This window comes from Burkholderia sp. LFS061 (assembly GCF_047978125.1).
Classification (GTDB): Bacteria; Pseudomonadota; Gammaproteobacteria; order Burkholderiales; family Burkholderiaceae; genus Burkholderia; species Burkholderia pyrrocinia_C.
Genome location: NZ_JBFPFS010000037.1, coordinates 49,875 through 71,005, shown reverse-complemented (window position 1 = coordinate 71,005; position 21,131 = coordinate 49,875). Strand labels below are relative to the sequence as shown.

The following is a 21,131-nucleotide window of genomic DNA, read 5'->3' as shown; positions in this document are numbered from 1 at the left end:
CATCGCGTGAACGTACGTGCCGCGGTCAGGAAGGTTGCGCCGACGCGGCGCCCGGCGCGGGCATTTCCGCCTGCGGCGCGGGCTCCGCGGCGTGCGTGCCGGTGGCGGCCGGACGTTCGATCAGCGGCGCGAGCGCCGGCGCCATCGATTTCAGCAACTGTACGGCCATCGCGCTCGTGAAGTCGTAGCGCGCCGCGTACGGTTCGTGCGCGGTTGCCGTCAGGACCCCGAAGAACCGGTCGCCGATCACGAACACGAACGTGCCGCTGCGGTTCACCTTGCGCGATTCGATCAGCCGCGCGCCGCGTGCGTAGACGTTGAAGCGCTGGTCGCCCGTCCCCGTCTTGCCGTATACCTCGAGCGTCTTGCCGTCGGGCAGCGTGAAGCCGCCCGCGAGGCGGCGCGCGGTGCCGCTGAGCACGACGTCGCGCAGCAGCGTGTGCGCCACGTTGACGATTTCCGGCGACAGCATCGGCTGCGGCTGCGCGGCCGCGCGCACGAAGCGCGTCTCGTACGGCGTGCCCTTCGCGAAGTCGAGCCGCGTGATCGTCTCGGTCGGCGCTTTCTGGCCGCCGTTCGCGATCAGGCCGATCAGTTTCGCGAGCGCGTCGGGCTGGTCGCCCGATGCGCCGATCGCGGCCGCGTACGACGGCGTGACTTCCGCGAACGGGTAGCCGAGCGCGCGCCACGACTTCGTGATCTCCGCGTACGCGCGCAACTCGACCATGCGGCGGATGCGGCGGTCCTGGGTCGCGTGGTAGCGCGTCTTGTACAGCCACGAATACGTGTAGAAACGCGCATCGCGGCTCTCGCGCTGGACCTCGCCGAGCGGCGCGCTCGGGTGCGCGCGCAGGTAGTTGAGCGTCCACAGCGCGAGCGGGTGCACGCTCGCGATATAGCCGCGATCGTTGAGGTTGAACCGGTCGATCGCGTATTTCGCGTAGAGCGCGGCGAGATCGTCGTCGGACAGCGTCGCGGCCGGCGTGCCCTTCAGTTGCGCGCGCATCTGCGCATCGAACCACGCGAGCGATTCGTTCGGCGCGACGCTGCGCAGCACCGTCGCGATCTTCGGCGGCGACTTGCGCACGTCCTTCAGCATCAGCGCGAGTGCGTCGTCGGGTGCCTTGCCCGCATAGCGCGTGTAGTAGCGCTTCACGTAGACCTGGCTTTCGCCGTCGACGAACTGCTGCAGGTAATGCCGGCGCTGTTCGGGATCGCCGAGCCACGACGACGACGGGCCGGCCGCCTGCAGCGTCTCGTAGTGGACGATGTCGCGCATCAGCCGCACGAACACGAGGTTGACCGAATGCTCGAACGCAGTGTGCAGCGTCAGGATGCGGCCGTTGTCCGACTTCTCGAAGTTCGAGAACACCTGCGCGCCGCCGCCCGTGTAGAACACGTCGGGGCTCGCCGAATACTTGCGTTCGACGGCCGCGTCGAGCATTGCCTGCAGCGAGCGGTCGCTCGTATGCGACAGATAGTCGAGCGCCCAGCGCGACAGCCCGTCGACCGGGTCGGGTTTCACACGCGCAAGCTGCGCGTTCGACAGGTTCGCATAGCGCGCGTGCAGGTCGGAAACGATCTGCAGGTACGTGATCAGCGTGCGCAGTTTCGCGGTCGAGCCGAGGTTGATGCGGCCGCCGCGATTCACGTCGAACGGCTCGTTCACGCTGTCGGTCTGCACGCGCAGCATGTTCGCGCCGTTGCGGCGTTCGTACAGCGTGAAGCTGTACGTGAGATGCGACGGGTCGTCCTTCGGCGCGAGCATCTCGTAGCCATAGAGGCCGGCGGCCTGCGCGCCGTCACGCGTCGATGCCTTCGCGAGCCGCTCGGCGACGGCTCGCTGCACGCCGTTGTCGAGCGTGCTGGTCGCCTCCAGGTCGAGCAGGTCGAGCTGGTACACGTCGCTGATGCCGAGTGCCGACAGCAGCGACGCACGCGCGGACGACACGGCCTTGCGCGACACGAACGACTGCACCTGCGCGGCGGCAGGCGGCGCGCTGCGTTCGATCTGCGCGGACAGCGCGGCATCGCGCAATGCAGGCGAGATCACGCCGCCGTTCGACAGCAGCCGCAGGTAGCTGTCGGTCAGCCGCTGCAGCGCCGGATAGCCTCGGTTGAGGAAGTACGACGGCGCGCGCTGCGCGATGATCAGCGACAGCACCTCGCGGAACGTCTTGCCCTGTTCGTCGACGTTGTCGCCGGTCGTCGGCGCGGACAGGATCCGGTTCACGTCGTTGAAGTCGCGGCCGTACCAGGCGGCGAGACCGTCGCCGATGCCGGTGATTTCGCCGATATGCGGCCGCGCGGCGAGCGGCACCGAGTTCAGGTAGTGCACGACGATCGTGCGGCGCGCGAGCATCGTCTGCGGGCCGTTCAGATACGCGCGGACCGACGCCGACGCGATCTGCCGCAGCTTCTCGGGCGGCGTCGCGGTGCGGCCTTCGGGCGAATGGCGGAACTTCTCGATCTGGGTCGCGAGCGTGCTGCCGCCCGGGCGCGCCTGGTGACGGTTGACGACGTGCAGCGCCTGGTCGGCGAGCGCGCGGCTGAAGCGCCCCCAGTCGATCGCCGGGTTGCGGTTCGGTTCGTTCGCGTCGAGCAGGTAGCGATCCTCGATGAACAGCAGCGCATCGACGACCACGCGCGGCACCGTGTCGAAGTCGGCATAGACGCGCTGCGGGAACACGGTCGCGAACAGCGGCGCGCCGGTCGAATCGAACAGCATCAGGCCCGTCTGGTCTTTTTCTTCGTAAGGGAGGAACAACCCGCGCTCGCCGAGCGACAGCATCCGTTGCGAATCGCGCGCCTGCTTGCCGACGACGAAACCGCGCGCGAGCAGCCGCTCCTGGAACGACGGAATCATCGCGTAGCCGAGGCGCTGGTCGTAGGGGCCGTTCGCGGGGAAGCGGATGTGATCGCTCGGGCCCGTTTCGACCGTGTAGCCGACATCGCGGGTGAGCTCGGACAGGTAGCGCGCCTGCAGCCGGGACGTTTCGATCTCGGTCTGCACGAGCCGCGCGACGATTGCGAGCGCGATCAGCAGCGCGGCCAGCAAGGACCATTTGACCCACGTCCAGACCGATGCGAGACCGGTCACGCGCGGCAGGATACGATTAAGCGGCCGATTCATGGCGGCGTCTCCCTGAGGGCACCGGCTGTCTGGCCGCACCCCATTAAGGATTAGTGTAGTCCTCAACCGCGGGCTGCCAAGGGCGGTTCACTACCGAGATGCGTCGATGCAACGCGCGTGCCTGTGACGCGCGGCGACCGGCGTTGCGATGCGACGGCGCACGCCGTCGCGGCGAAACGTTTGCGCGTGCCGTGCCTAAGCGTCCGCGCGACAACGGTTTCGGCGGGCAGGCCCGGGCGGCCGGGCAGGGGGCGCTGCACCGGTTTCGTGCGGTGCGGCATCGCGGCAAATCGGGCCGGATCCTGTTCGCGAAATCGCGGCCGGCGCATGGCGACGCTGCGGGTTTCCGCGATAGCCGTGCACACCGGCAGAGCGTAGGATCGCCGGATCTGCGGCGCATTTTCGCTTTCGCCGGGAGCCCCATGCCGATCCATCCCGTCGCGCTCGTTTGCACGGCCATCCTCGGGCTGCTGCTGTTCGGGCTCGGACTCGTCGTGTCCGTCACGCGCTTCCGGTGCACCACCGGATCCGGGTGTGCGCCCGATCCGACGAACGGGTTGCACAAGATCGTGCGCGCGCACGGCAACACGGCCGAATACGCGCCGTTTCTCGCGGTGCTGTTTCTCTATTTCGGCGCACACGATCCGTCGCGCGCGATCCTGTCGCTGATCGTCGCGGCGACCGCATGCCGCTGCCTGCTCGTGATCGGATTGCTCGCGTGGCCGACGATGGCCAGGCCGAATCCCGTGCGTTTCATCGGCGCGATCGGCACGTATCTGTGCGGTGCCGCGCTGTGCATCGCGCTGTTCGTCCGAGCGGCGGCGTGACGTATCGCCAGGTCGCGGCAGGGCTCGACTGCCTCCTGTCTAAGTGCACCGATGTGTATCTGACCGCCGTCTGCCGGTGCCCGTCTGGCACTGACTCGACGGGGCGGCCGACGGCGGCCGCCGCGAGCGGTGATATCCTCGCGGGACGCCCGCAATCGACGGGCGGTGTCCGATTGCCCGTGCGCGGCCTCGCCGCCGCGCGGCGCGGCGTTTCCGAGGGAAGAACCGACATCATGAGCCGCAAATTCATTCTGAAGGGCGACACGACCGACCACGGCGGCGTGGTGCTCGAAGGGATCGCCAATTCGTCGTTCGACGGACGCGAACTCGCCTATCTCGGCGCGCCCGTGTTCTGCGCCGCGTGCAAGACGACGGGCGTGATCGTGTCGGACGGCGGTGAGCGGACGATGACCGTGATGGGCAAGGTCGTCGCGCTCGAACACGACCTGTGCCAGTGCGTGTGCACGCCGCAACCGAAACTGATCCCGTCGCAGGGCACCGGGACGATCTCGGGGTAAAACCCGCCGCGCGGCACGGCGCACGGCGGCCCGCCGTCAGACGCTGCCTTCCGTCTCGATCACGAGGATGCGCGCTTCGCCGAGCGGATGCGCGACGTGCTCGGTGCCGACCGTCGCGTGGAAGACGTCGCCGGGTTCGAGCACCGTCGCGTGCTCGATGCCTGCTACGCGGTAGCGCATCTCGACGCGACCGTCGAGCACCGCGAACACTTCCTCGCCGTCGTTCACATGCCATCGATACGGCTGGTCGGTCCAGTGCAGGCGGACCGTGATGCCGTTCAGGTTCGCGATGTCGAGCGCGCCCCAAGGGCGGTCCGCGGTGAATGCCGCGCTGCGGATGATGTTCATCGATATGTTCTCCGGCGCGAATGCGCGTCGTCTTCCGGTCAATTCCCCGGCATCCGCATTCAGCGCGACATCGCGCGCAGCGCCTGCTCGATTGTCTGCTTGCGTTTCGCAAAGCTGGCCGCCGAACGTTCGGTGACGCGCTTCACGACCGATGCCGGCGCGGTGTCGGGCGAGCCGGCGTCAAACGGCGGCGCAGGCGCGTATTCGAGCTGAAGCTGGATCGCCTGCGCCTCTTCGTCGCCGGCCAACTCCGCGGCGATCGTCAGCGCGAAGTCGATACCGGCCGTCACGCCGCCGCCCGTGATCAGGTTGCCGTCGCGCACGACACGCTCGCGCACGGGCACCGCGCCCAGCGGTTCGAGCAGCGCGTGGAACGCCCAGTGCGTCGTCGCACGCCGACCGCGCAGCAGGCCGGCCAGGCCGAGCAGCAGCGCGCCCGTGCAGACCGACGTCACGTAGCGCGCGGTGGCTGCGCGCTGCTGCACGAACGCGATCGTTTCGGCGTCGAGCAGCAGGTCGTTGATCCCGATGCCGCCCGGCACGCAGATCACGTCGAGCGGCGGGCAGTCGTCGAACGTGCAGGTCGGCGCGAGCGCGAGGCCGCTGCTCGACGCGACGGCGTCGCGCGACTTCCAGACCAGGTGGACGGCCGCGTCGGGCAGCGACGCGAGCACGTCGTGCGGGCCGGTGAGATCGAGTTGCTGAACGCCGGGAAACACGAGAAGGCCGATATGCAGGGTCATGCGAAGACTCCGGGTGGAAGAGGAGCGCGCCGTTGCCGGCACACGATGGACAGATCGATTCTAGGCGCGTAGTGTTTGGCGAAATTGCCATATCGCCCACGTTTTCAGCCAATCGCCATGCCTGCCGCCCCGCGCTCGATCCTGGTCCTTGCGTTTCCCCGCGCACAATTGCTCGACGTGTCGGGGCCGCTGCAGGTATTCGCGTCCGTCAACGAACTTGCGCTGGAGCGTGGGCAGCCGGCGCCGTATGCGCCGCGTGTCGTCGCGGCCGACGCCGGGCCCGTCGAGACGTCGTCGGGCCTCGTCGTGATGGCCGAGTCGCTGCGCTCGGCCGCGCGCCGTCCCGATACGGTGATCGTCGCGGGCGGCAAGGGCGTGCACGCGGCATCGCAGGATGCCCGGCTGGTGCGCTGGGTGCGGCAGCAGGCGGAGCGTGCGCGGCGCGTTGCGTCGGTCTGCACCGGCGCGTTCCTGCTCGCCGAGGCCGGCCTGCTCGACGGACGGCGTGCGGTCACGCACTGGGCGCGCTGCGACGAATTCGCGGCGCGCTACCCGAACGTGCGCGTCGAAGCCGATCCGATCTTCATCCGCGAGGGCGCGCTATGGACGTCGGCCGGCGTGACGGCCGGCATCGATCTCGCGCTCGCGCTGGTCGAGGAGGATCTCGGTCGTGCGACCGCGCTCGATGCCGCGCGCGAACTCGTCGTGTTCCTGAAGCGTCCGGGCGGACAGGCGCAGTTCAGCGCGATGCTGTCGATGCAGCGTACCGACGACCGGTTCGGCGAATTGCATGCATGGATGGCCGAGCACCTGGCGGCCGACCTGTCGGTGCCCGCGCTGGCCGAGCGCGTGCGCATGAGCGAACGCAGCTTCGTGCGCCACTATCGCGCGGGAACCGGCCGCACGCCCGCGCGCGCGGTCGAGCAGATCCGCGTCGAGGCCGCGCAGCGCCTGCTCGGCGAAACGACATGGCCCGTCAAGCGGATCGCCGCGCGGTGCGGATTCGGTTCGGAGGAGACGTTGCGGCGCAGCTTCGTGCGTGTGCTGGGCGTGTCGCCGCAGGCGTATCGGGAGCGGTTCGTGCGGTAACGCGCGGCGCGCGATCGGGGCCGGAGCGGTTGTTGTGTGGAACTGAACGAAAACCGATCATTTTCCAGTGCGAAATGCCGAGACTATTCAGGGCTGGAGAACAATAGGTGGGGGCTTGTGCCGTGCCCGCCGCGCGCTCTATTCTGTCCCGTTGGCGATTCGAAGGGGGGGCAGCATGGACCGAATCCAGGCAATGGAAGTTTTTACCCGTGTGGTCGATGCGAACAGCTTTACGCGCGCGGCCGACACGCTCGCGATGCCGCGCGCGTCGGTGACGACCATCATCCAGAATCTCGAGGCGCTGCTCGGCGTGCGCCTGATGCACCGGACGACGCGCCGGCTGTCGTTGACGCCGGAAGGTGCCGCGTACTACGAGCATTGCATGAAGATCATCGCGGAGATCGCGGAAGCCGACGCGAGCTTCCAGACCGGCAACCGCAAGCCGAGCGGCGTGCTGCGCGTCCATATGCCGAGTTCGCTCGGGCGGCGCATCGTGCTGCCGTCGCTGTCGATTTTCCGGCAGCGCTATCCGGACATCACGCTCGAGCTGGGGCTTTCCGACCGCTACGTGGATCCGGTCGAGGAGGGCATCGACTGCATGATCCGGGTCGGGCCGCTCGAGGATTCGTCGATGGTCGCGCGGCGCATCGGGATGCTGAAGCGCGTGACCTGTGCATCGCCCGATTACGTCGCGCGTCACGGCGAGCCGCACGAGATTGCCGATCTCGCCGAACATCATGCGGTGAATTTTCGTTCGAGCCACGGCGCGCGTGCGATTCCGTGGGTGTTCATGATCGACGGCAAGCCGGTCGAGGTGCGGATGAGCGGGGAGGTCACGGTCAACGATTCGGATGCCTACGTGACGTGCGGGCTCGAAGGGTTCGGGATGATCCAGCCGACGCTGTTCATGGTGCTGCCGAACCTGCTCGACGGATCGCTGGTCGAGGTGCTGCCGGACTGCAATCCGAAGCCGAAGCCGATTTCGATCGTCTATCCGCACAACCGGCATTTGTCGCAGAAGGTGCGCGTGTTCGCCGACTGGATCGCGGAGGTGTTCGAGTCGACACCGGCGCTGGAAGGTGGGGAGAACTGGCGCGGGAAGGTGCGCGGGCAGTTGCCGGAGGAGCGGCGCGGGACGGTGGCGGCGTAACGAGCCGGGACGCGGCGGTTTCGGCCGTTGTGTCCGCAAAGCGGGGGCCGTCGGTGCCAGGGCACGTGAAATGCCGCATGCCGGCGGGAGCGGCGCGGGAGGATCGCGAATCGGACGACGCCAAATGAAAAAGCCGCTGTTCCTTGCGGAACAGCGGCTTTTTTACAACTGGTGGCGAATCAGGGACTCGAACCCCGGACCTGCGGATTATGATTCCGTCGCTCTAACCGACTGAGCTAATTCGCCGAAGAAATGAATTATGGAGATCGGCCGTCAGGCTGTCAACACCTTTTTTCATCTTCCCCGAAAAAAGTTGCCGATGATCCGTACCGGCCTTGTCGCAGGGCGGTTGCCGGTCACCGGAACGCGCCCGGCAACCGCCCATGCCTCGACATCAATCCTGCGCGTAGATGTTCGAGTCCTTCGTCTCCTTGACGAACAGCAGGCCGATCACGAACGTGGCCAGCGCGATCACGATCGGATACCAGAGCCCTGAATAGATGTTGCCCTTCGCCGCGACGATCGCGAATGCGGTTGCCGGCAGGAAGCCGCCGAACCAGCCGTTGCCGATGTGATAGGGCAGCGACATCGACGTATAGCGGATCCGCGTCGGGAACATCTCGACCAGCATCGCGGCGATCGGCCCGTAGACCATCGTCACGTAGATCACGAGGATCGTCAGGATCACGATCGTCATCGGCCAGTTGAGCTGCGCCGGGTCGGCCTTCGCCGGGTAGCCGGCCCCCTTCAGCGTCGACGCGAGCGTCTTGTCGAACGCCGCGCCCTGTGCCTTCGCGTCGGCCGCCTTGCCGTCATACGCCGGGATCACCGTATCGCCGACCTTGATTTCGGCCATCGTGCCGGCCGGTGCCGCGACGTTCTCGTAGTTCAGGCCGGCCTTCGCGAGCGCGCTCTTCGCGATGTCGCACGAGTTCGTGAACTTCGACGTGCCCACCGGGTTGAACTGGAACGAGCAGGTGGCCGGATCGGCGACGACGGTGATCGGTGCCTTCTGCGTGGCGATCTCGAGCTGCGGGTTCGCGTAGTGCGTGAGCGCCTTGAACAGCGGGAAGTAGGTCAGCGCCGCGATCAGGCAGCCCGCGAGGATGATCGGCTTGCGGCCGATCTTGTCCGACAGCGACCCGAAGAACAGGAAGAACGGCGTGCCGATCAGGAGCGCGATCGCGATCAGGATGTTCGCGCTTGCGCCGTCGACCTTCAGCGTCTGCGTGAGGAAGAACAGCGCGTAGAACTGGCCCGTGTACCACACGACGGCCTGGCCGGCGGTCAGGCCGACGAGCGCGAGGATCACGATCTTCAGGTTCTTCCACTGGCCGAACGCTTCGGTCAGCGGCGCCTTCGACGTCTTGCCTTCCGCCTTGATGCGCAGGAACACCGGCGATTCGTTCAGCTGCAGCCGGATCCACACCGACACCGCGAGCAGCGCGATCGATGCGACGAACGGCACGCGCCAGCCCCAGTTGCCGAACGCTTCCTCGCCGATGAACGTGCGCACGCCGAGGATCACGAGCAGCGACAGGAACAGGCCGAGCGTCGCGGTCGTCTGGATCCACGCGGTGTAGAAGCCGCGCCGATTCGCCGGCGCATGCTCGGCGACGTAGGTCGCCGCGCCGCCGTACTCGCCGCCGAGCGCGAGGCCCTGCAGGAGCCGCATCGCGATGAAGATCACCGGCGCAGCGATGCCGATCGACGTATAACCGGGCAGGAAACCGACCACGAACGTCGAGAGGCCCATGATCACGATCGTCACGAGGAACGTGTGCTTGCGTCCGACCATGTCGCCGAGCCGGCCGAACACGATCGCGCCGAACGGCCGCACCGCGAAGCCGGCCGCAAAGCCGAGCAGCGTGAAGATGAACGCGGCGGTCGGATTGACGCCGGAGAAGAAGCTCTTGCTGATGTAGGCCGCGAGTGAGCCGGCCAGGTAAAAGTCGTACCACTCGAACACGGTCCCGAGCGACGACGCGAAGATCACCTTTTTCTCTTCGCCCGTCATCGGCGCGTGCGAAATTTGCCCGCCTAACGTTGCCATGAATCGTCTCCAAGTCCCTTGATATAGATATGCGGCCGCCTTGGGTGGGCGGGCCTGTCGACGATTATTGGCACGGAAACTTACGGCGCACTGACTCGCGCGCACAAAACGACTGCGCGTTAACCCGTGCCGAATCGGGTGCTTCGCGTGACGATCGTGGTGCGAACGTCCGGCAAAACGCCGGTTTCGGCGCGATCGCGGCGCGTTGCCGCGGTGCGCGTCAGGGTTAATCCGGAGCGGTTTCCGCCAGCGGCAGGCTGACGCGCACGAGCGTGCCGACGAGGCGCGGCGCCTGCTGGTAGACGTGATCGTCGAGCGTCAGCGTGCCGCCGTGCTGCGTCGCGATCTCGCGCACGATCGCGAGCCCGAGGCCGCTGCCGTCGCCTTCGCGGCCGAGGATCCGGTAGAAGCGCTCGACGACGCGCTCGCGTTCCGCGGCCGGGATGCCGGGCCCCGTGTCCTCGACTTCGAGATGCGCGAGCCGCGCCGCGCGATCGGCGCGCACGCGCACCGTGATGCGGCCGCCTTCCGGCGTGTAGCGGATCGCGTTGTCGATCAGGTTGCCGAGCATCTCGCGCAGCATCACCGGGTTGCCGTCGACGTCGAGCGGCGCGTCGTCCGGCGGCCCTTCGTAGCCGAGATCCATCCGCTTCGCGAGCGCGGCCTGCACCCAGTCGCGCACCGCGCGCCGCGCGAGCGCGGCGATCTCGACCGGCTCGAACGTGAGCCCGCTCGCGCGGTTCTCGGCGCGCGCGAGCGCAAGCAGTTGCGTGACGAGCCGCGCGGCCTGCTCGGAGCTCGTTGCGATCTGCTCGAGCGAGCGCTGCACGTCGGGCGGGACGGGGTGGCGCAGCGCGAATTCGGCCTGCGTGCGCAAGCCCGCGAGCGGCGTCTTCATCTGGTGCGCGGCGTCGGCGATGAAGCGCTTTTGCAGCGCCATGTTCTGTTCGAGACGCGCGAGCAGGTCGTTGAACGACGTGACGAGCGGCTCGATCTCGGGCGGCGCGCGCTGCGCCTCGACGGGCGACAGGTCGTCGGGCCGCCGCGCACGGATGTGCGCCTGCAGCGCATTGAGCGGCGCGAGCCCGCGCGACAGCCCGAACCAGACGAGCAGGATCGCGAGCGGCAGGATCACGAATTGCGGCAGGATCACGCCCTTGATGATGTCGTTCGCGAGCGCGTTGCGCTTGTCGAGCGTCTCGCCGACCTGCACGAGCACGGGCTGCGTGCCGCTCGCCTGCGGCAGCGCGACCGTCGTATACGCGACGCGCACGTCGTTGCCGCGCAGCAGGTCGTCGCGAAACACGACGACGCCCGGCGGCGGGCGGTCCTCGTCGCGCGGCAGCGGCATGTCGGCTTCGCCCGCGACCAGCTCGCCGCGCGCGCCGAGCACCTGGAAGTAAACGCTGTCGACGTTGTCCGCGCGCAGGAAGTCGCGCGTCTGCTCCGGCAGCGTCAGCTCGGCGACGCCGTTCACCGGGTGGATCTGGCGTGCAAGCACGTATGCGTTGGTCTCGAGCGCGCGGTCGAACGGGCCGTTCGCGATCGTCTTCGCGACGAGATAGGTGACGGCGATGCTCATCGGCCACAGCAGCAGCAGCGGCGCGAGCATCCAGTCGAGGATTTCGCCGAACAGCGAGCGCGGGCGCGGCGCCTCGGGCGCATCGGTTTCGTCGGGCGGCGCGAACGGGTTCTCGTAGCGCGCGTCGCGCGCCTCGTCGGCGGCCGACGACGGCGCGCCGGTCGGGTGGCGGGAATGGGCCGGCGTGGCCATCGCGGCGACGCCCGGCTTCAGCGCAGCGGCGTGCCGGCCGTCGCGGGCTGGGGCGCTGTGGTGTCGGCCGGCGCGGCGGGCGCGACCTTTTCGAGGCAATAGCCGAGGCCGCGCACGGTCGAGATCCGGACGCCGCTCGGTTCGATCTTCTTGCGCAGCCGGTGCACGTAGACTTCGATCGCGTTGTTGCTGACTTCCTCGCCCCATTCGCACAGATGGTCGACGAGCTGCTCCTTCGATACGAGCCGGCCGATCCGCTGCAGCAGCACCTCGAGCAGGCCGAGTTCGCGCGCGGACAGATCGAGCACGCGATCGTTCGCGTACGCGATCCGGCCGACCTGGTCGAACGCGAGCGAGCCGTGCCGCACGACGGTCGGGCCGCCGCCCGCGCCGCGCCGGGTCAGCGCGCGCACGCGCGCTTCGAGTTCGTTGAGTGCGAACGGCTTGGCCATGTAATCGTCCGCGCCGAGATCGAGGCCCTTCACGCGCTCGTCGACGCTGTCGGCGGCGGTCAGGATCAGCACGGGGAGGTTGGAATTGCGGGCGCGCAGGCGCTTGAGCACGTCGAGCCCGGACATTTTCGGCAGCCCGAGATCGAGGATCAGCAGGTCGAATGTCTGCATCGACAGCGCCGTATCGGCATCGACGCCGTTCTTCACGTGGTCGACCGCATAGCCCGATTGGCGGAGTGACCGAGTGAGGCCGTCCGCGAGTATGCTGTCGTCTTCGGCGATGAGAATTCGCATGTTGCTGACCGATGGCCGGCAGGGTGTTCGCGCCGGCGCGGCTGTCTCCGAAGTTATTCGTGTACAACGCCCTGCATTGCGGGCTTGCATAAAACACTGTTTTTTTATACAGTGTCTGCATTCGTGGGCGGCGCTTGAAAGCGGGCGCGCCTTTAACAGACGCTGCTCATCATAGCAAAGGACGATTCATGGAAGAAAGCAAGAAGGGCTCCGGGATGACCGCCGAGAAGAGCAAGGCGCTGGCGGCCGCACTCGCGCAGATCGAAAAGCAGTTCGGCAAAGGGTCGATCATGCGGATGGGCGACGGCGAGGTGGCCGAGGACATCCAGGTCGTCTCCACGGGTTCGCTGGGGCTCGACATCGCGCTCGGCGTCGGCGGCCTGCCGCGCGGCCGGGTGGTCGAGATCTACGGTCCGGAATCGTCCGGTAAAACCACGCTCACGCTGCAGGTGATCGCCGAACTGCAGAAGATCGGCGGCACGGCCGCGTTCATCGACGCCGAGCACGCGCTCGACGTTCAGTACGCAGCGAAGCTCGGTGTGAACGTGCCGGAACTGCTGATCTCGCAGCCGGACACCGGCGAGCAGGCGCTGGAAATCACCGATGCGCTGGTGCGCTCGGGCTCGATCGACATGATCGTCATCGACTCGGTCGCGGCGCTCGTGCCGAAGGCCGAAATCGAAGGCGAGATGGGCGATTCGCTGCCGGGCCTGCAGGCCCGCCTGATGTCGCAGGCGCTGCGCAAGCTGACCGGCACGATCAAGCGCACGAACTGCCTCGTGATCTTCATCAACCAGATTCGTATGAAGATCGGCGTGATGTTCGGCAACCCGGAAACCACGACGGGCGGCAACGCGCTGAAGTTCTATGCGTCGGTGCGTCTCGACATCCGCCGGATCGGCTCGATCAAGAAGAACGACGAGGTGATCGGCAACGAAACCCGCGTGAAGGTCGTCAAGAACAAGGTATCGCCGCCGTTCCGCGAAGCGATCTTCGACATCCTGTATGGCGAGGGCATCTCGCGCCAGGGCGAGATTATCGACCTCGGCGTGCAGGCGAAGATCGTCGACAAGGCAGGCGCCTGGTACAGCTACAACGGCGAGAAGATCGGCCAGGGCAAGGACAACGCGCGTGAATTCCTGCGCGAGAATCCGGAAATCGCTCGCGAGATCGAGAACCGCATCCGCGAATCGCTCGGCGTCGTCGCAATGCCCGATGGTGCAGGCAACGAAGTCGAGGCGATGGACGAAGAAGAGTGATGGTGGGGCGCCGAGGTCAGGCTGGCGAGCCGGAGGAGAGCGACGCGTCCGAAACGGCGGGTCGCTCCAGCCGGCGAGCCGGATCCTCGGGCGCCGACCGGCGGGTCGCTGGCAGCAACGCCGCGAACCGCACCGCGACGAGGGCATCTGACGATGCCCTCGTTTCGTTTGAGATTGCCGCGCCGGACGATCCGTTCGATGACGATGAATCGTTCGACGCGCACGACCGGTCCCGCCGTCGTGTGTCCGGCGTCAGCTTCCCGGGCGATCGCGCATCCGATGCGTCGGCACCTGCCAGGGAAGATGTCTATACGCGCAGCAGCCAGCATCCGCGCCGCACGCGCCGTGCGTCCGGCGCTGCTTCAAGCGCTGCCTCCGGCGACGATCCGGGCGCCGGCAAACGCAAGTCGTCGAAGCCGCCGCGTTCGTTGAAGGGCCGCGCGCTCGGCTATCTGTCCAGGCGCGAATACAGCCGCACGGAACTCGCGCGCAAGCTCGCGCCGTATGTCGGCGAAGACGAGTCCGTCGAACCGGTGCTCGATGCGCTGGAGAAGGAAGGCTGGCTGTCCGACGCGCGTTTCGCCGAGAGCCTCGTGCATCGTCGTGCGTCGCGCGTCGGTGTCGCGCGCATCGTCAGCGAGCTGAAGCGTCATGCGGTCGGCGACACGCTCGTCGAGGAAGTGAACGCGCAGCTACGCGAGACCGAATGGGCGCGCGCGCAGGCGGTCTGGCGCAAGAAATTCGGTGCATTGCCGCAAACGCCGGCCGAGCGTGCGAAGCAGGCGCGCTTTCTCGCCGCGCGCGGCTTCTCGAGCGCGACCATCGTGAAGTTGCTGAAGGTCGGCGACGATTTCCCGATCGACGATTGAGCGCTCCGGTCGCGCGCGTGGCGCGCGATTTTGCTGCAACGCAACCGCTCCCGGACAGGCGGGAATACCCGCCGTCGCGTCAAACTGTCTCAAATACCCAATATGCTAAAATCCGTGGGTTTTCCTCTTCGGCCTCAACCTCCAGCATGCCGCTATCCGAGCCCGTGCCCCGTCAGTTGCGACATCGACGCGCAATCCGAGCGGAAGCTTACGAGCGCGGCGACGGCTTGTGGGACATCGAAGCCTGCCTGACCGACCACAAGCCGCGCGATGTCGCGCTTGCGTCGGGCATCCGGCCCCAGGGCCTGCCGATCCACGAACTCTGGCTGCGCGTGACTATCGATCGTGAACTCAATGTCGTCGACGCCGAAGCGTCTTCGGAATGGGTGCCCTATCCCGGTCAGTGTCAATCCGCCCCTCCCGCCTATCGGGCCCTCATCGGGCTCAATCTCTTCCGCCACTTCCGCCGCGATGCGAACCGACTGCTGTCCGGTGTCGCAGGCTGCTCCCATCTCACCGAACTGTGCGCCGTGCTGCCGACGGCAGCGATCCAGGCGTTCGCCGGTGACGTGTGGAACGTGCGCGAGGAGGGTGGCGAAGGGCCGGATCACGACGGCGTGCGCGACGAACCGCCTTTCCAGCTCGGCCGCTGCCGTGCGCTGCGGTTCGACGGCGAGGTCGTGCGGCAGTACTACCCGCGCTGGTATGGCGTGAGTCGGCCGGACGTGCCCGTTGACGACATGCCCGTCAGGGACGGCACGAAGGAATGAACGGAAATCATTCGAAGAAGCGTCTTAAGCGACTTTTCATCCAACTCTCAGACTGAAGGGAATCACGCATGAAGATTCACGAGTACCAGGGTAAGGAAATCCTGCGGAAATTCGGAGTCGCGGTACCGCGCGGCAAGCCGGCGTTCTCGGTGGACGAGGCCGTCAAGGTGGCAGAAGAGCTCGGCGGCCCGGTGTGGGTCGTCAAGGCTCAGATTCACGCGGGTGGCCGCGGCAAGGGCGGCGGCGTGAAGGTGGCGAAGTCGATCGAGCAGGTTCGCGAATACGCGAACCAGATCCTCGGCATGCAGCTCGTCACGCACCAGACCGGTCCGGAAGGCCAGAAGGTCAACCGTCTGATGATCGAAGAAGGCGCCGACATCAAGCAGGAACTGTATGTCAGCCTCGTCGTTGATCGCGTGTCGCAAAAGATCGTTCTGATGGGTTCGAGCGAAGGCGGCATGGACATCGAAGAAGTTGCCGAAAAGCACCCGGAACTGATCCACAAGGTCATCGTCGAGCCGTCGACGGGCCTGCTCGACGCCCAGGCCGACGACCTCGCCGCGAAGATCGGCGTGCCGGCCGCGTCGATTCCGCAAGCGCGCGCCATCCTGCAAGGCCTGTACAAGGCATTCTGGGAAACCGACGCGTCGCTGGCTGAAATCAACCCGCTGAACGTCTCCGGCGACGGCAAGGTCATCGCACTCGACGCGAAGTTCAACTTCGACTCGAACGCGCTGTTCCGTCATCCGGAAATCGTCGCGTACCGCGATCTGGACGAAGAAGATCCGGCTGAAATCGAAGCGTCGAAGTTCGACCTCGCGTACATCTCGCTCGACGGCAACATCGGCTGTCTCGTGAACGGCGCGGGCCTGGCAATGGCGACGATGGACACCATCAAGCTGTTCGGCGGCGAGCCGGCGAACTTCCTGGACGTCGGCGGTGGCGCGACGACCGAGAAGGTCACGGAAGCGTTCAAGCTGATGCTGAAGAACCCGGACCTGAAGGCGATCCTCGTGAACATCTTCGGCGGCATCATGCGCTGCGACGTGATCGCGGAAGGCGTGATCGCCGGTTCGAAGGCCGTGAACCTGAAGGTGCCGCTCGTCGTGCGCATGAAGGGCACGAACGAGGACCTCGGCAAGAAGATGCTGGCCGACTCGGGCCTGCCGATCATCTCGGCGGACAGCATGGAAGAAGCTGCGCAGAAGGTCGTCACGGCTGCCGAAGGCAAGTAACGCTATCGAATACGCATGGCGGCGCGGCAGATACGCGACGCCAATCGAACAGAGGTCAAAATACATGTCGATTCTGATCAACAAGGACACGAAGGTCATCACGCAGGGCATCACCGGCAAAACCGGTCAGTTCCATACGCGCGCCTGCCGTGAATATGCAAACGGCCGCGAAGCATTCGTCGCGGGCGTGAACCCGAAGAAGGCCGGCGAAGATTTCGAAGGCATTCCGATCTACGCGAGCGTCAAGGAAGCGAAGGAAGAAACCGGCGCGACCGTGTCGGTCATCTACGTTCCGCCGGCAGGCGCAGCCGCCGCGATCTGGGAAGCCGTCGAAGCCGACCTGGATCTCGCGATCTGCATCACGGAAGGCATTCCCGTGCGCGACATGATCGAAGTGAAGGACCGCATGCGCCGCGAAGGCCGCAAGACGCTGCTGCTCGGGCCGAACTGCCCGGGCACGATCACGCCGGACGAACTGAAGATCGGCATCATGCCGGGTCACATCCACCGCAAGGGCCGCATCGGCGTCGTGTCGCGTTCGGGCACGCTGACGTATGAAGCCGTTGCACAGCTGACGGCACTCGGCCTCGGCCAGTCGTCGGCAGTCGGCATCGGCGGCGACCCGATCAACGGTCTGAAGCACATCGACGTGATGAAGATGTTCAACGACGATCCGGATACGGACGCGGTCGTGATGATCGGCGAAATCGGCGGTCCGGACGAAGCCAATGCGGCCGAATGGATCAAGGCCAACATGAAGAAGCCGGTCGTCGGCTTCATTGCTGGCGTTACGGCGCCTCCGGGCAAGCGCATGGGCCACGCCGGCGCGCTGATCTCGGGCGGTGCGGATACGGCCGAAGCGAAGCTGGAAATCATGGAAGCGTGCGGCATCACCGTCACGCGCAACCCGTCGGAAATGGGCCGCCTGCTGAAGGCAGCGCTGTAATATTTCCGCCTGGGTTCGTCCTGCAGAAAACGCCGGCTTTGCCGGCGTTTTTTGTTATGCTCGCGCAATGAATTCGTAAGCACCGGGCATGCATCGCGCATGTGCCGGCGATGAACCGGGTCGCCCGCCGGGTGGCCATATCCTGCATATCCCCCCATGCTCGAATTCCTGACGTCGCTGCACTGGGGCGCCGTTCTCCAGATCGTCATCATCGACATCCTGCTCGGCGGCGACAACGCGGTCGTGATCGCGCTCGCGTGCCGCAACCTGCCGGCGAACCAGCGGCTGCGCGGCGTCGTCTGGGGCACCGCGGGAGCGATCCTGCTGCGCGTCGCGCTGATCACGTTCGCGGTCGCGCTGCTCGACGTGCCGTTCCTGAAGATCGGCGGCGGGCTGCTGCTGCTGTGGATCGGCGTCAAGCTGATGGCGCCGGCCGCCGACGCGCACGATCACATCAAGCCGGCCGACCGGCTGTGGGACGCCGTGAAGACGATCGTGATCGCCGATGCGGTGATGAGCCTCGACAACGTGATCGCGATCGCAGGCGCAGCCGAGCAGGCCGATCCGTCGCACCGGATCGCGCTCGTGATCTTCGGGCTCGTCGTCAGCGTGCCGATCATCGTGTGGGGCAGCACGCTGGTCCTGAAAATGCTCGACCGCTTCCCCATCGTCGTGACGCTTGGCGCCGCGCTGCTCGGCTGGATCGCGGGCGGGCTGATCGTGAACGACCCGGTCGGTGACCGCTGGCCGGTGCTCGATACGGCACCCGCGATCTACGGTGCGAGCATGGCCGGCGCACTATTCGTCGTGGCGGCCGGCTACGCGCTCAGGCGCCGCCGCGGCGCACCGCACGCGCACTGACATTGGCCGTCCGGCCGACTGCCGGGTTCGCGGCCCGCTGGCTACGATCGAGACGCCTGCCTTTATCGGCAGGCGTTTTTCGTTTCCGGAGCCTGCCATGTTCGAAGCCTTTTCCGTTTCACTGTTCCGTCGCGTTGCCGCCGATCTGCGGCGCGCGAACCGGCCGTCGCCGCGCTGGCGGCCGGCCGGCTTCACGCTGATCGAGTTGATGATTGTGCTGGCGATCGTCGGCGTCGTCGCCGCCTATGCGATTCCTGCGTACCAGGATTACCTCGCGCGTTCGCGCGTCGGCGAGGGGCTCGCGCTCGCGTCGTCCGCGCGGCTCGCGGTTGCCGACAACGCGGCGAGCGGCGCGGGCCTCGACGGCGGCTACAGCCCGCCGGCCGGGACCCGCAACGTCGAATCGATTGCCATCGACGGCGAGACCGGCCAGATCACGGTCGCGTTCACGACCCGCGTCGCCGCGGCCGGCACGAATACGCTGGTGCTCGTGCCATCCGCGCCCGACAAGGCCGATGCGCCCACCGCGCGCGTGGCGCTCAAAAAGGGCGCGATGCAAGCCGGTGCGATTGCATGGGAATGCTTCGCCGCCGGCAAGGATGCGTCGTCGCTGCCGGCGCCGGGGGCCGGGCCGCTGCCGGGCACCGCCGCGACGCTGCCTGCGAAATATGCGCCCGCGGAGTGTCGCGCGTAGCGCCCGCGGAGGAGGAGGGCGGCGGCGCGCGCGGCACGCCGGCCGTCGCTTCGGCCGGCCGGCCCGATCGCGCCGAGTCGGGTGGCCGAGCGACGGTCCCGCACAGAGGGGGGAAAGTTTTGTATAGTGCGCCGGTTGCTGACATCCGGTTCGCTCATGCCTTCTACTTTTTCCCGTTCGTTGTCGCTCGTTGCGCTGGCTGTCGCCCTGATCGTGCCGTACGCGATCACGAATCACACGTATCCGATCCCGACCTTCTATTCCGAATTTTCCGCGCTGGTGCTGTATCTGCTGGTGGGGCTGTCGGTCGTCCTGCTCGTGCGGGCGAGCCGAGCGGCCGAGCCGTTTGCCGCGCCGGCCGCGTTCGTCGTGCCGCTCGGGTTCGCCGCGGTGCTGATCGCGCAGGTCGCGCTGATGTCGCTCAAGGTGCCGTCGATGAACTGGCTGGCGCTCGGCTATCTCGCCGCCGCGCTGGTCGCGATGCAGGCCGGCTACGCGCTCGCGCGCGACGGGTTGGCCGAAGTCGTCTCGCGGATGATGGCCGGTGCGCTCCTCGTCGGCGGCGTGTTCGCGGTCGGAACGCAGATCGTGCAGTTGTTTCACCTCGAGTCGGCCGTATCGCCGTTCGTCGTGATGTACAACATCGCGGTCGATCGCCGCCCGTACGGCAACATGGCGCAGGCGAACCATCTGGCCACCTACATCGCGTTCGCGCTCGCGGGCGCGCTGTATCTCGTGCAGACGCGCCGGCTCGCGGTATGGGCGTGGTTCGTGCTGTCGATCGTGCTGTCGGTCGGTCTCGCGCTGACGGTGTCGCGCGGGCCGTGGCTGCAGGTCGCGGTGATGGTCGTCGCGGGCTTCTGGATGGCGTGGCTCGAATCGCGCCGTGCGCCGGGCAATACGCGTGCGTGGCTGATGCCGGTCGTGCTCGCGGTTGCGTTCATCGCGGTGAACGTCGCGGTGCGCTGGGCCAACGTGCACTATCACCTGAATCTCGCGGAATCGGCGGCCGACCGGATGCGCGATGCGGGGCAGATCGCGCCGCGCCTCGCCCTGTGGAAGTACGGGCTCGCGATGTTCCGCGAGCATCCGCTGCTCGGCGTCGGCTGGGGTGAATTCCCGTCGCACCAGTTTGCGCTCGTGCGCACGCTCGGCGGCGTCGAGATCGCGAACAACTCGCACGACATCTTCATCGACCTGCTCGCGAAGTCGGGGCTCGCCGGCCTTGGCGTGCTCGCCGTCACGCTCGTGATGTGGTTCGTGCGTGCGCTGCGCGCGCCGCACTCGAGCACGCGCGTGTTCGGCTTCGCGCTGATCGGCATCCTGCTGATGCATGCGCTCGTCGAGTATCCGCAGCAGTACATGTTCTTCCTGCTGCCGGCGATGTTCGTGATCGGGTTGCTCGACGTGAAGCCGCTGCGCATCCTGCCGGGCCGCGCGGCGTTCGGGCTGTTCGCGGTGCTGTCGTTCGGCGGCGTGCTGGCGGCGGTGCCCGTGCTGCGCGACTACCAGCGCGCGGAAGTGCTGTATTACGGCAGCGACCCGGCCGCGCAGTATCGCGACTCGCCGTCGCTGCTGTTCGGCGCGTGGGGCGATTACGGCGCGGCGACGCTGTTGACGATTTCGCCGGAAGACTTGCCGGCCAAGCTCGCCGCCCATGAGCGCGCGATCGCGCTGCTGCCCGGCGAGACGGTGCTGCGCCGCTATGCGGCGCTGCAGGCGCTGGCAGGCCGCGAGGCCGACGCGCTCGATACCGTCGCGCGCCTGCATGTGTTTGCGAAGGAACTGAAGGACTGGCCGCAGCAACTGGCCCTGCTGTACAAGCTGTGCGACCAGCAGCCGGCGCTGAAGACGTTCAAGGCGGCCGTTGTTGCGAAGTACGGGGAGGTGCCGGCCGATGCGGCCGACGACTCGGACGACGACGACTCGGATTAACACGCGCAGCGGCCGCCGGAACGGGGAATTCCGGCGTTTGCCGCGTCGTGGCGCCTGGCAGGGGCCGCCGTCGGACAGAGTGGCCTTGCGTGAACCGCGTGCATTCGGCCGGGTATCGATTACCTCGCGAATGGCGTGGATTCCGGCAGAAGGCGCGTCGATTCGCGTCAACCATTGTCAA

18 protein-coding genes and 1 tRNA gene are annotated in these 21,131 nt (G+C 67.0%); 12 read left to right on the top strand and 7 right to left on the bottom strand.

Annotation, left to right across the window (positions count from 1 at the left end; genetic code table 11):
* Window positions 1–25: 25 nt before the first annotated feature.
* On the bottom strand, window positions 26–3,133 hold the full coding sequence (locus tag ACNQQL_RS26850) for a transglycosylase domain-containing protein (RefSeq protein WP_347066917.1): 3,108 nt from the start codon (window positions 3,131–3,133) through the stop codon (window positions 26–28).
* A 422-nt stretch (window positions 3,134–3,555) separates the two neighbouring features.
* On the opposite strand from ACNQQL_RS26850, the gene ACNQQL_RS26845 reads away from it, so the two are divergent.
* Both ACNQQL_RS26845 and ACNQQL_RS26840 read left to right on the top strand, forming a co-directional pair.
* Complete coding sequence (locus ACNQQL_RS26845; protein WP_072443518.1) at window positions 3,556–3,960, top strand: MAPEG family protein; 405 nt, start codon at window positions 3,556–3,558, stop codon at window positions 3,958–3,960.
* A gap of 233 nt (window positions 3,961–4,193) precedes the next feature.
* Window positions 4,194–4,478: a PAAR domain-containing protein gene (locus ACNQQL_RS26840; RefSeq protein ID WP_034179418.1), complete on the top strand. Its 285-nt coding sequence runs from the start codon at window positions 4,194–4,196 to the stop codon at window positions 4,476–4,478.
* 36 nt (window positions 4,479–4,514) lie between these two features.
* On the opposite strand, the gene ACNQQL_RS26835 is transcribed toward ACNQQL_RS26840, so the two are convergent.
* Window positions 4,515–4,826: a cupin gene (locus ACNQQL_RS26835; RefSeq protein ID WP_347066915.1), complete on the bottom strand. Its 312-nt coding sequence runs from the start codon at window positions 4,824–4,826 to the stop codon at window positions 4,515–4,517.
* Between the two features lie 59 nt (window positions 4,827–4,885).
* Window positions 4,886–5,569 carry a DJ-1/PfpI family protein gene (locus tag ACNQQL_RS26830; RefSeq protein WP_347066913.1) on the bottom strand — a complete coding sequence of 228 codons (684 nt, stop codon included), beginning with the start codon at window positions 5,567–5,569 and terminating at the stop codon, window positions 4,886–4,888.
* A 117-nt stretch (window positions 5,570–5,686) separates the two neighbouring features.
* Between ACNQQL_RS26830 and ACNQQL_RS26825 the strand changes: the two genes are divergently transcribed.
* Both ACNQQL_RS26825 and ACNQQL_RS26820 read left to right on the top strand, forming a co-directional pair.
* Window positions 5,687–6,658 carry a GlxA family transcriptional regulator gene (locus ACNQQL_RS26825; protein ID WP_072443419.1) on the top strand — a complete coding sequence of 324 codons (972 nt, stop codon included), beginning with the start codon at window positions 5,687–5,689 and terminating at the stop codon, window positions 6,656–6,658.
* A 175-nt stretch (window positions 6,659–6,833) separates the two neighbouring features.
* A complete protein-coding gene (locus ACNQQL_RS26820) occupies window positions 6,834–7,808 on the top strand; it encodes a LysR family transcriptional regulator (RefSeq protein ID WP_072443417.1) in 975 nt (324 codons plus the stop codon).
* 169 nt (window positions 7,809–7,977) lie between these two features.
* Here the strand turns inward: ACNQQL_RS26820 and ACNQQL_RS26815 are convergent.
* The 4 genes from ACNQQL_RS26815 to ACNQQL_RS26800 form a co-directional block, all read right to left on the bottom strand.
* Window positions 7,978–8,054: transfer RNA gene (locus ACNQQL_RS26815), tRNA-Met, on the bottom strand.
* Between the two features lie 148 nt (window positions 8,055–8,202).
* On the bottom strand, window positions 8,203–9,861 hold the full coding sequence (locus ACNQQL_RS26810; RefSeq protein WP_347066911.1) for an MFS transporter: 1,659 nt from the start codon (window positions 9,859–9,861) through the stop codon (window positions 8,203–8,205).
* Window positions 9,862–10,087: 226 nt separating this feature from the next.
* Entirely contained in the window at window positions 10,088–11,635 is a 1,548-nt protein-coding gene (locus ACNQQL_RS26805; protein WP_347066909.1) for a sensor histidine kinase, read from the bottom strand.
* 17 nt (window positions 11,636–11,652) lie between these two features.
* Window positions 11,653–12,381, bottom strand: a complete 729-nt coding sequence (locus ACNQQL_RS26800; protein ID WP_347066907.1) for a response regulator transcription factor — start codon at window positions 12,379–12,381, stop codon at window positions 11,653–11,655.
* Window positions 12,382–12,569: 188 nt separating this feature from the next.
* On the opposite strand from ACNQQL_RS26800, the gene recA reads away from it, so the two are divergent.
* From recA to ACNQQL_RS26760, 8 genes are all read left to right on the top strand, one after another.
* Window positions 12,570–13,640, top strand: coding sequence for a recombinase RecA (gene recA / locus ACNQQL_RS26795; protein ID WP_072443410.1), 1,071 nt, complete (start codon window positions 12,570–12,572; stop codon window positions 13,638–13,640).
* The gene (gene recX, locus ACNQQL_RS26790) at window positions 13,640–14,509 is read left to right on the top strand and encodes a recombination regulator RecX (RefSeq protein ID WP_347066905.1); all 870 of its coding nucleotides are present in this window, start codon (window positions 13,640–13,642) and stop codon (window positions 14,507–14,509) included. Before recA ends, recX begins: the two co-directional genes overlap by 1 nt.
* 146 nt (window positions 14,510–14,655) lie before the next feature.
* Window positions 14,656–15,279, top strand: a complete 624-nt coding sequence (locus ACNQQL_RS26785; RefSeq protein ID WP_347066903.1) for a DUF2889 domain-containing protein — start codon at window positions 14,656–14,658, stop codon at window positions 15,277–15,279.
* 68 nt (window positions 15,280–15,347) lie between these two features.
* Window positions 15,348–16,514 carry an ADP-forming succinate--CoA ligase subunit beta gene (sucC, locus tag ACNQQL_RS26780; RefSeq protein ID WP_034178934.1) on the top strand — a complete coding sequence of 389 codons (1,167 nt, stop codon included), beginning with the start codon at window positions 15,348–15,350 and terminating at the stop codon, window positions 16,512–16,514.
* 64 nt (window positions 16,515–16,578) lie between these two features.
* Complete coding sequence (sucD, locus tag ACNQQL_RS26775) at window positions 16,579–17,460, top strand: succinate--CoA ligase subunit alpha (RefSeq protein ID WP_034178933.1); 882 nt, start codon at window positions 16,579–16,581, stop codon at window positions 17,458–17,460.
* Between the two features lie 156 nt (window positions 17,461–17,616).
* The gene (locus tag ACNQQL_RS26770; RefSeq protein WP_347066901.1) at window positions 17,617–18,321 is read left to right on the top strand and encodes a TerC family protein; all 705 of its coding nucleotides are present in this window, start codon (window positions 17,617–17,619) and stop codon (window positions 18,319–18,321) included.
* 97 nt (window positions 18,322–18,418) lie between these two features.
* Window positions 18,419–19,015: a pilin gene (locus ACNQQL_RS26765; RefSeq protein ID WP_347066899.1), complete on the top strand. Its 597-nt coding sequence runs from the start codon at window positions 18,419–18,421 to the stop codon at window positions 19,013–19,015.
* 156 nt (window positions 19,016–19,171) lie between these two features.
* Window positions 19,172–20,950, top strand: coding sequence for a PglL family O-oligosaccharyltransferase (locus ACNQQL_RS26760; protein ID WP_347066897.1), 1,779 nt, complete (start codon window positions 19,172–19,174; stop codon window positions 20,948–20,950).
* Window positions 20,951–21,131 lie beyond the last annotated feature (181 nt).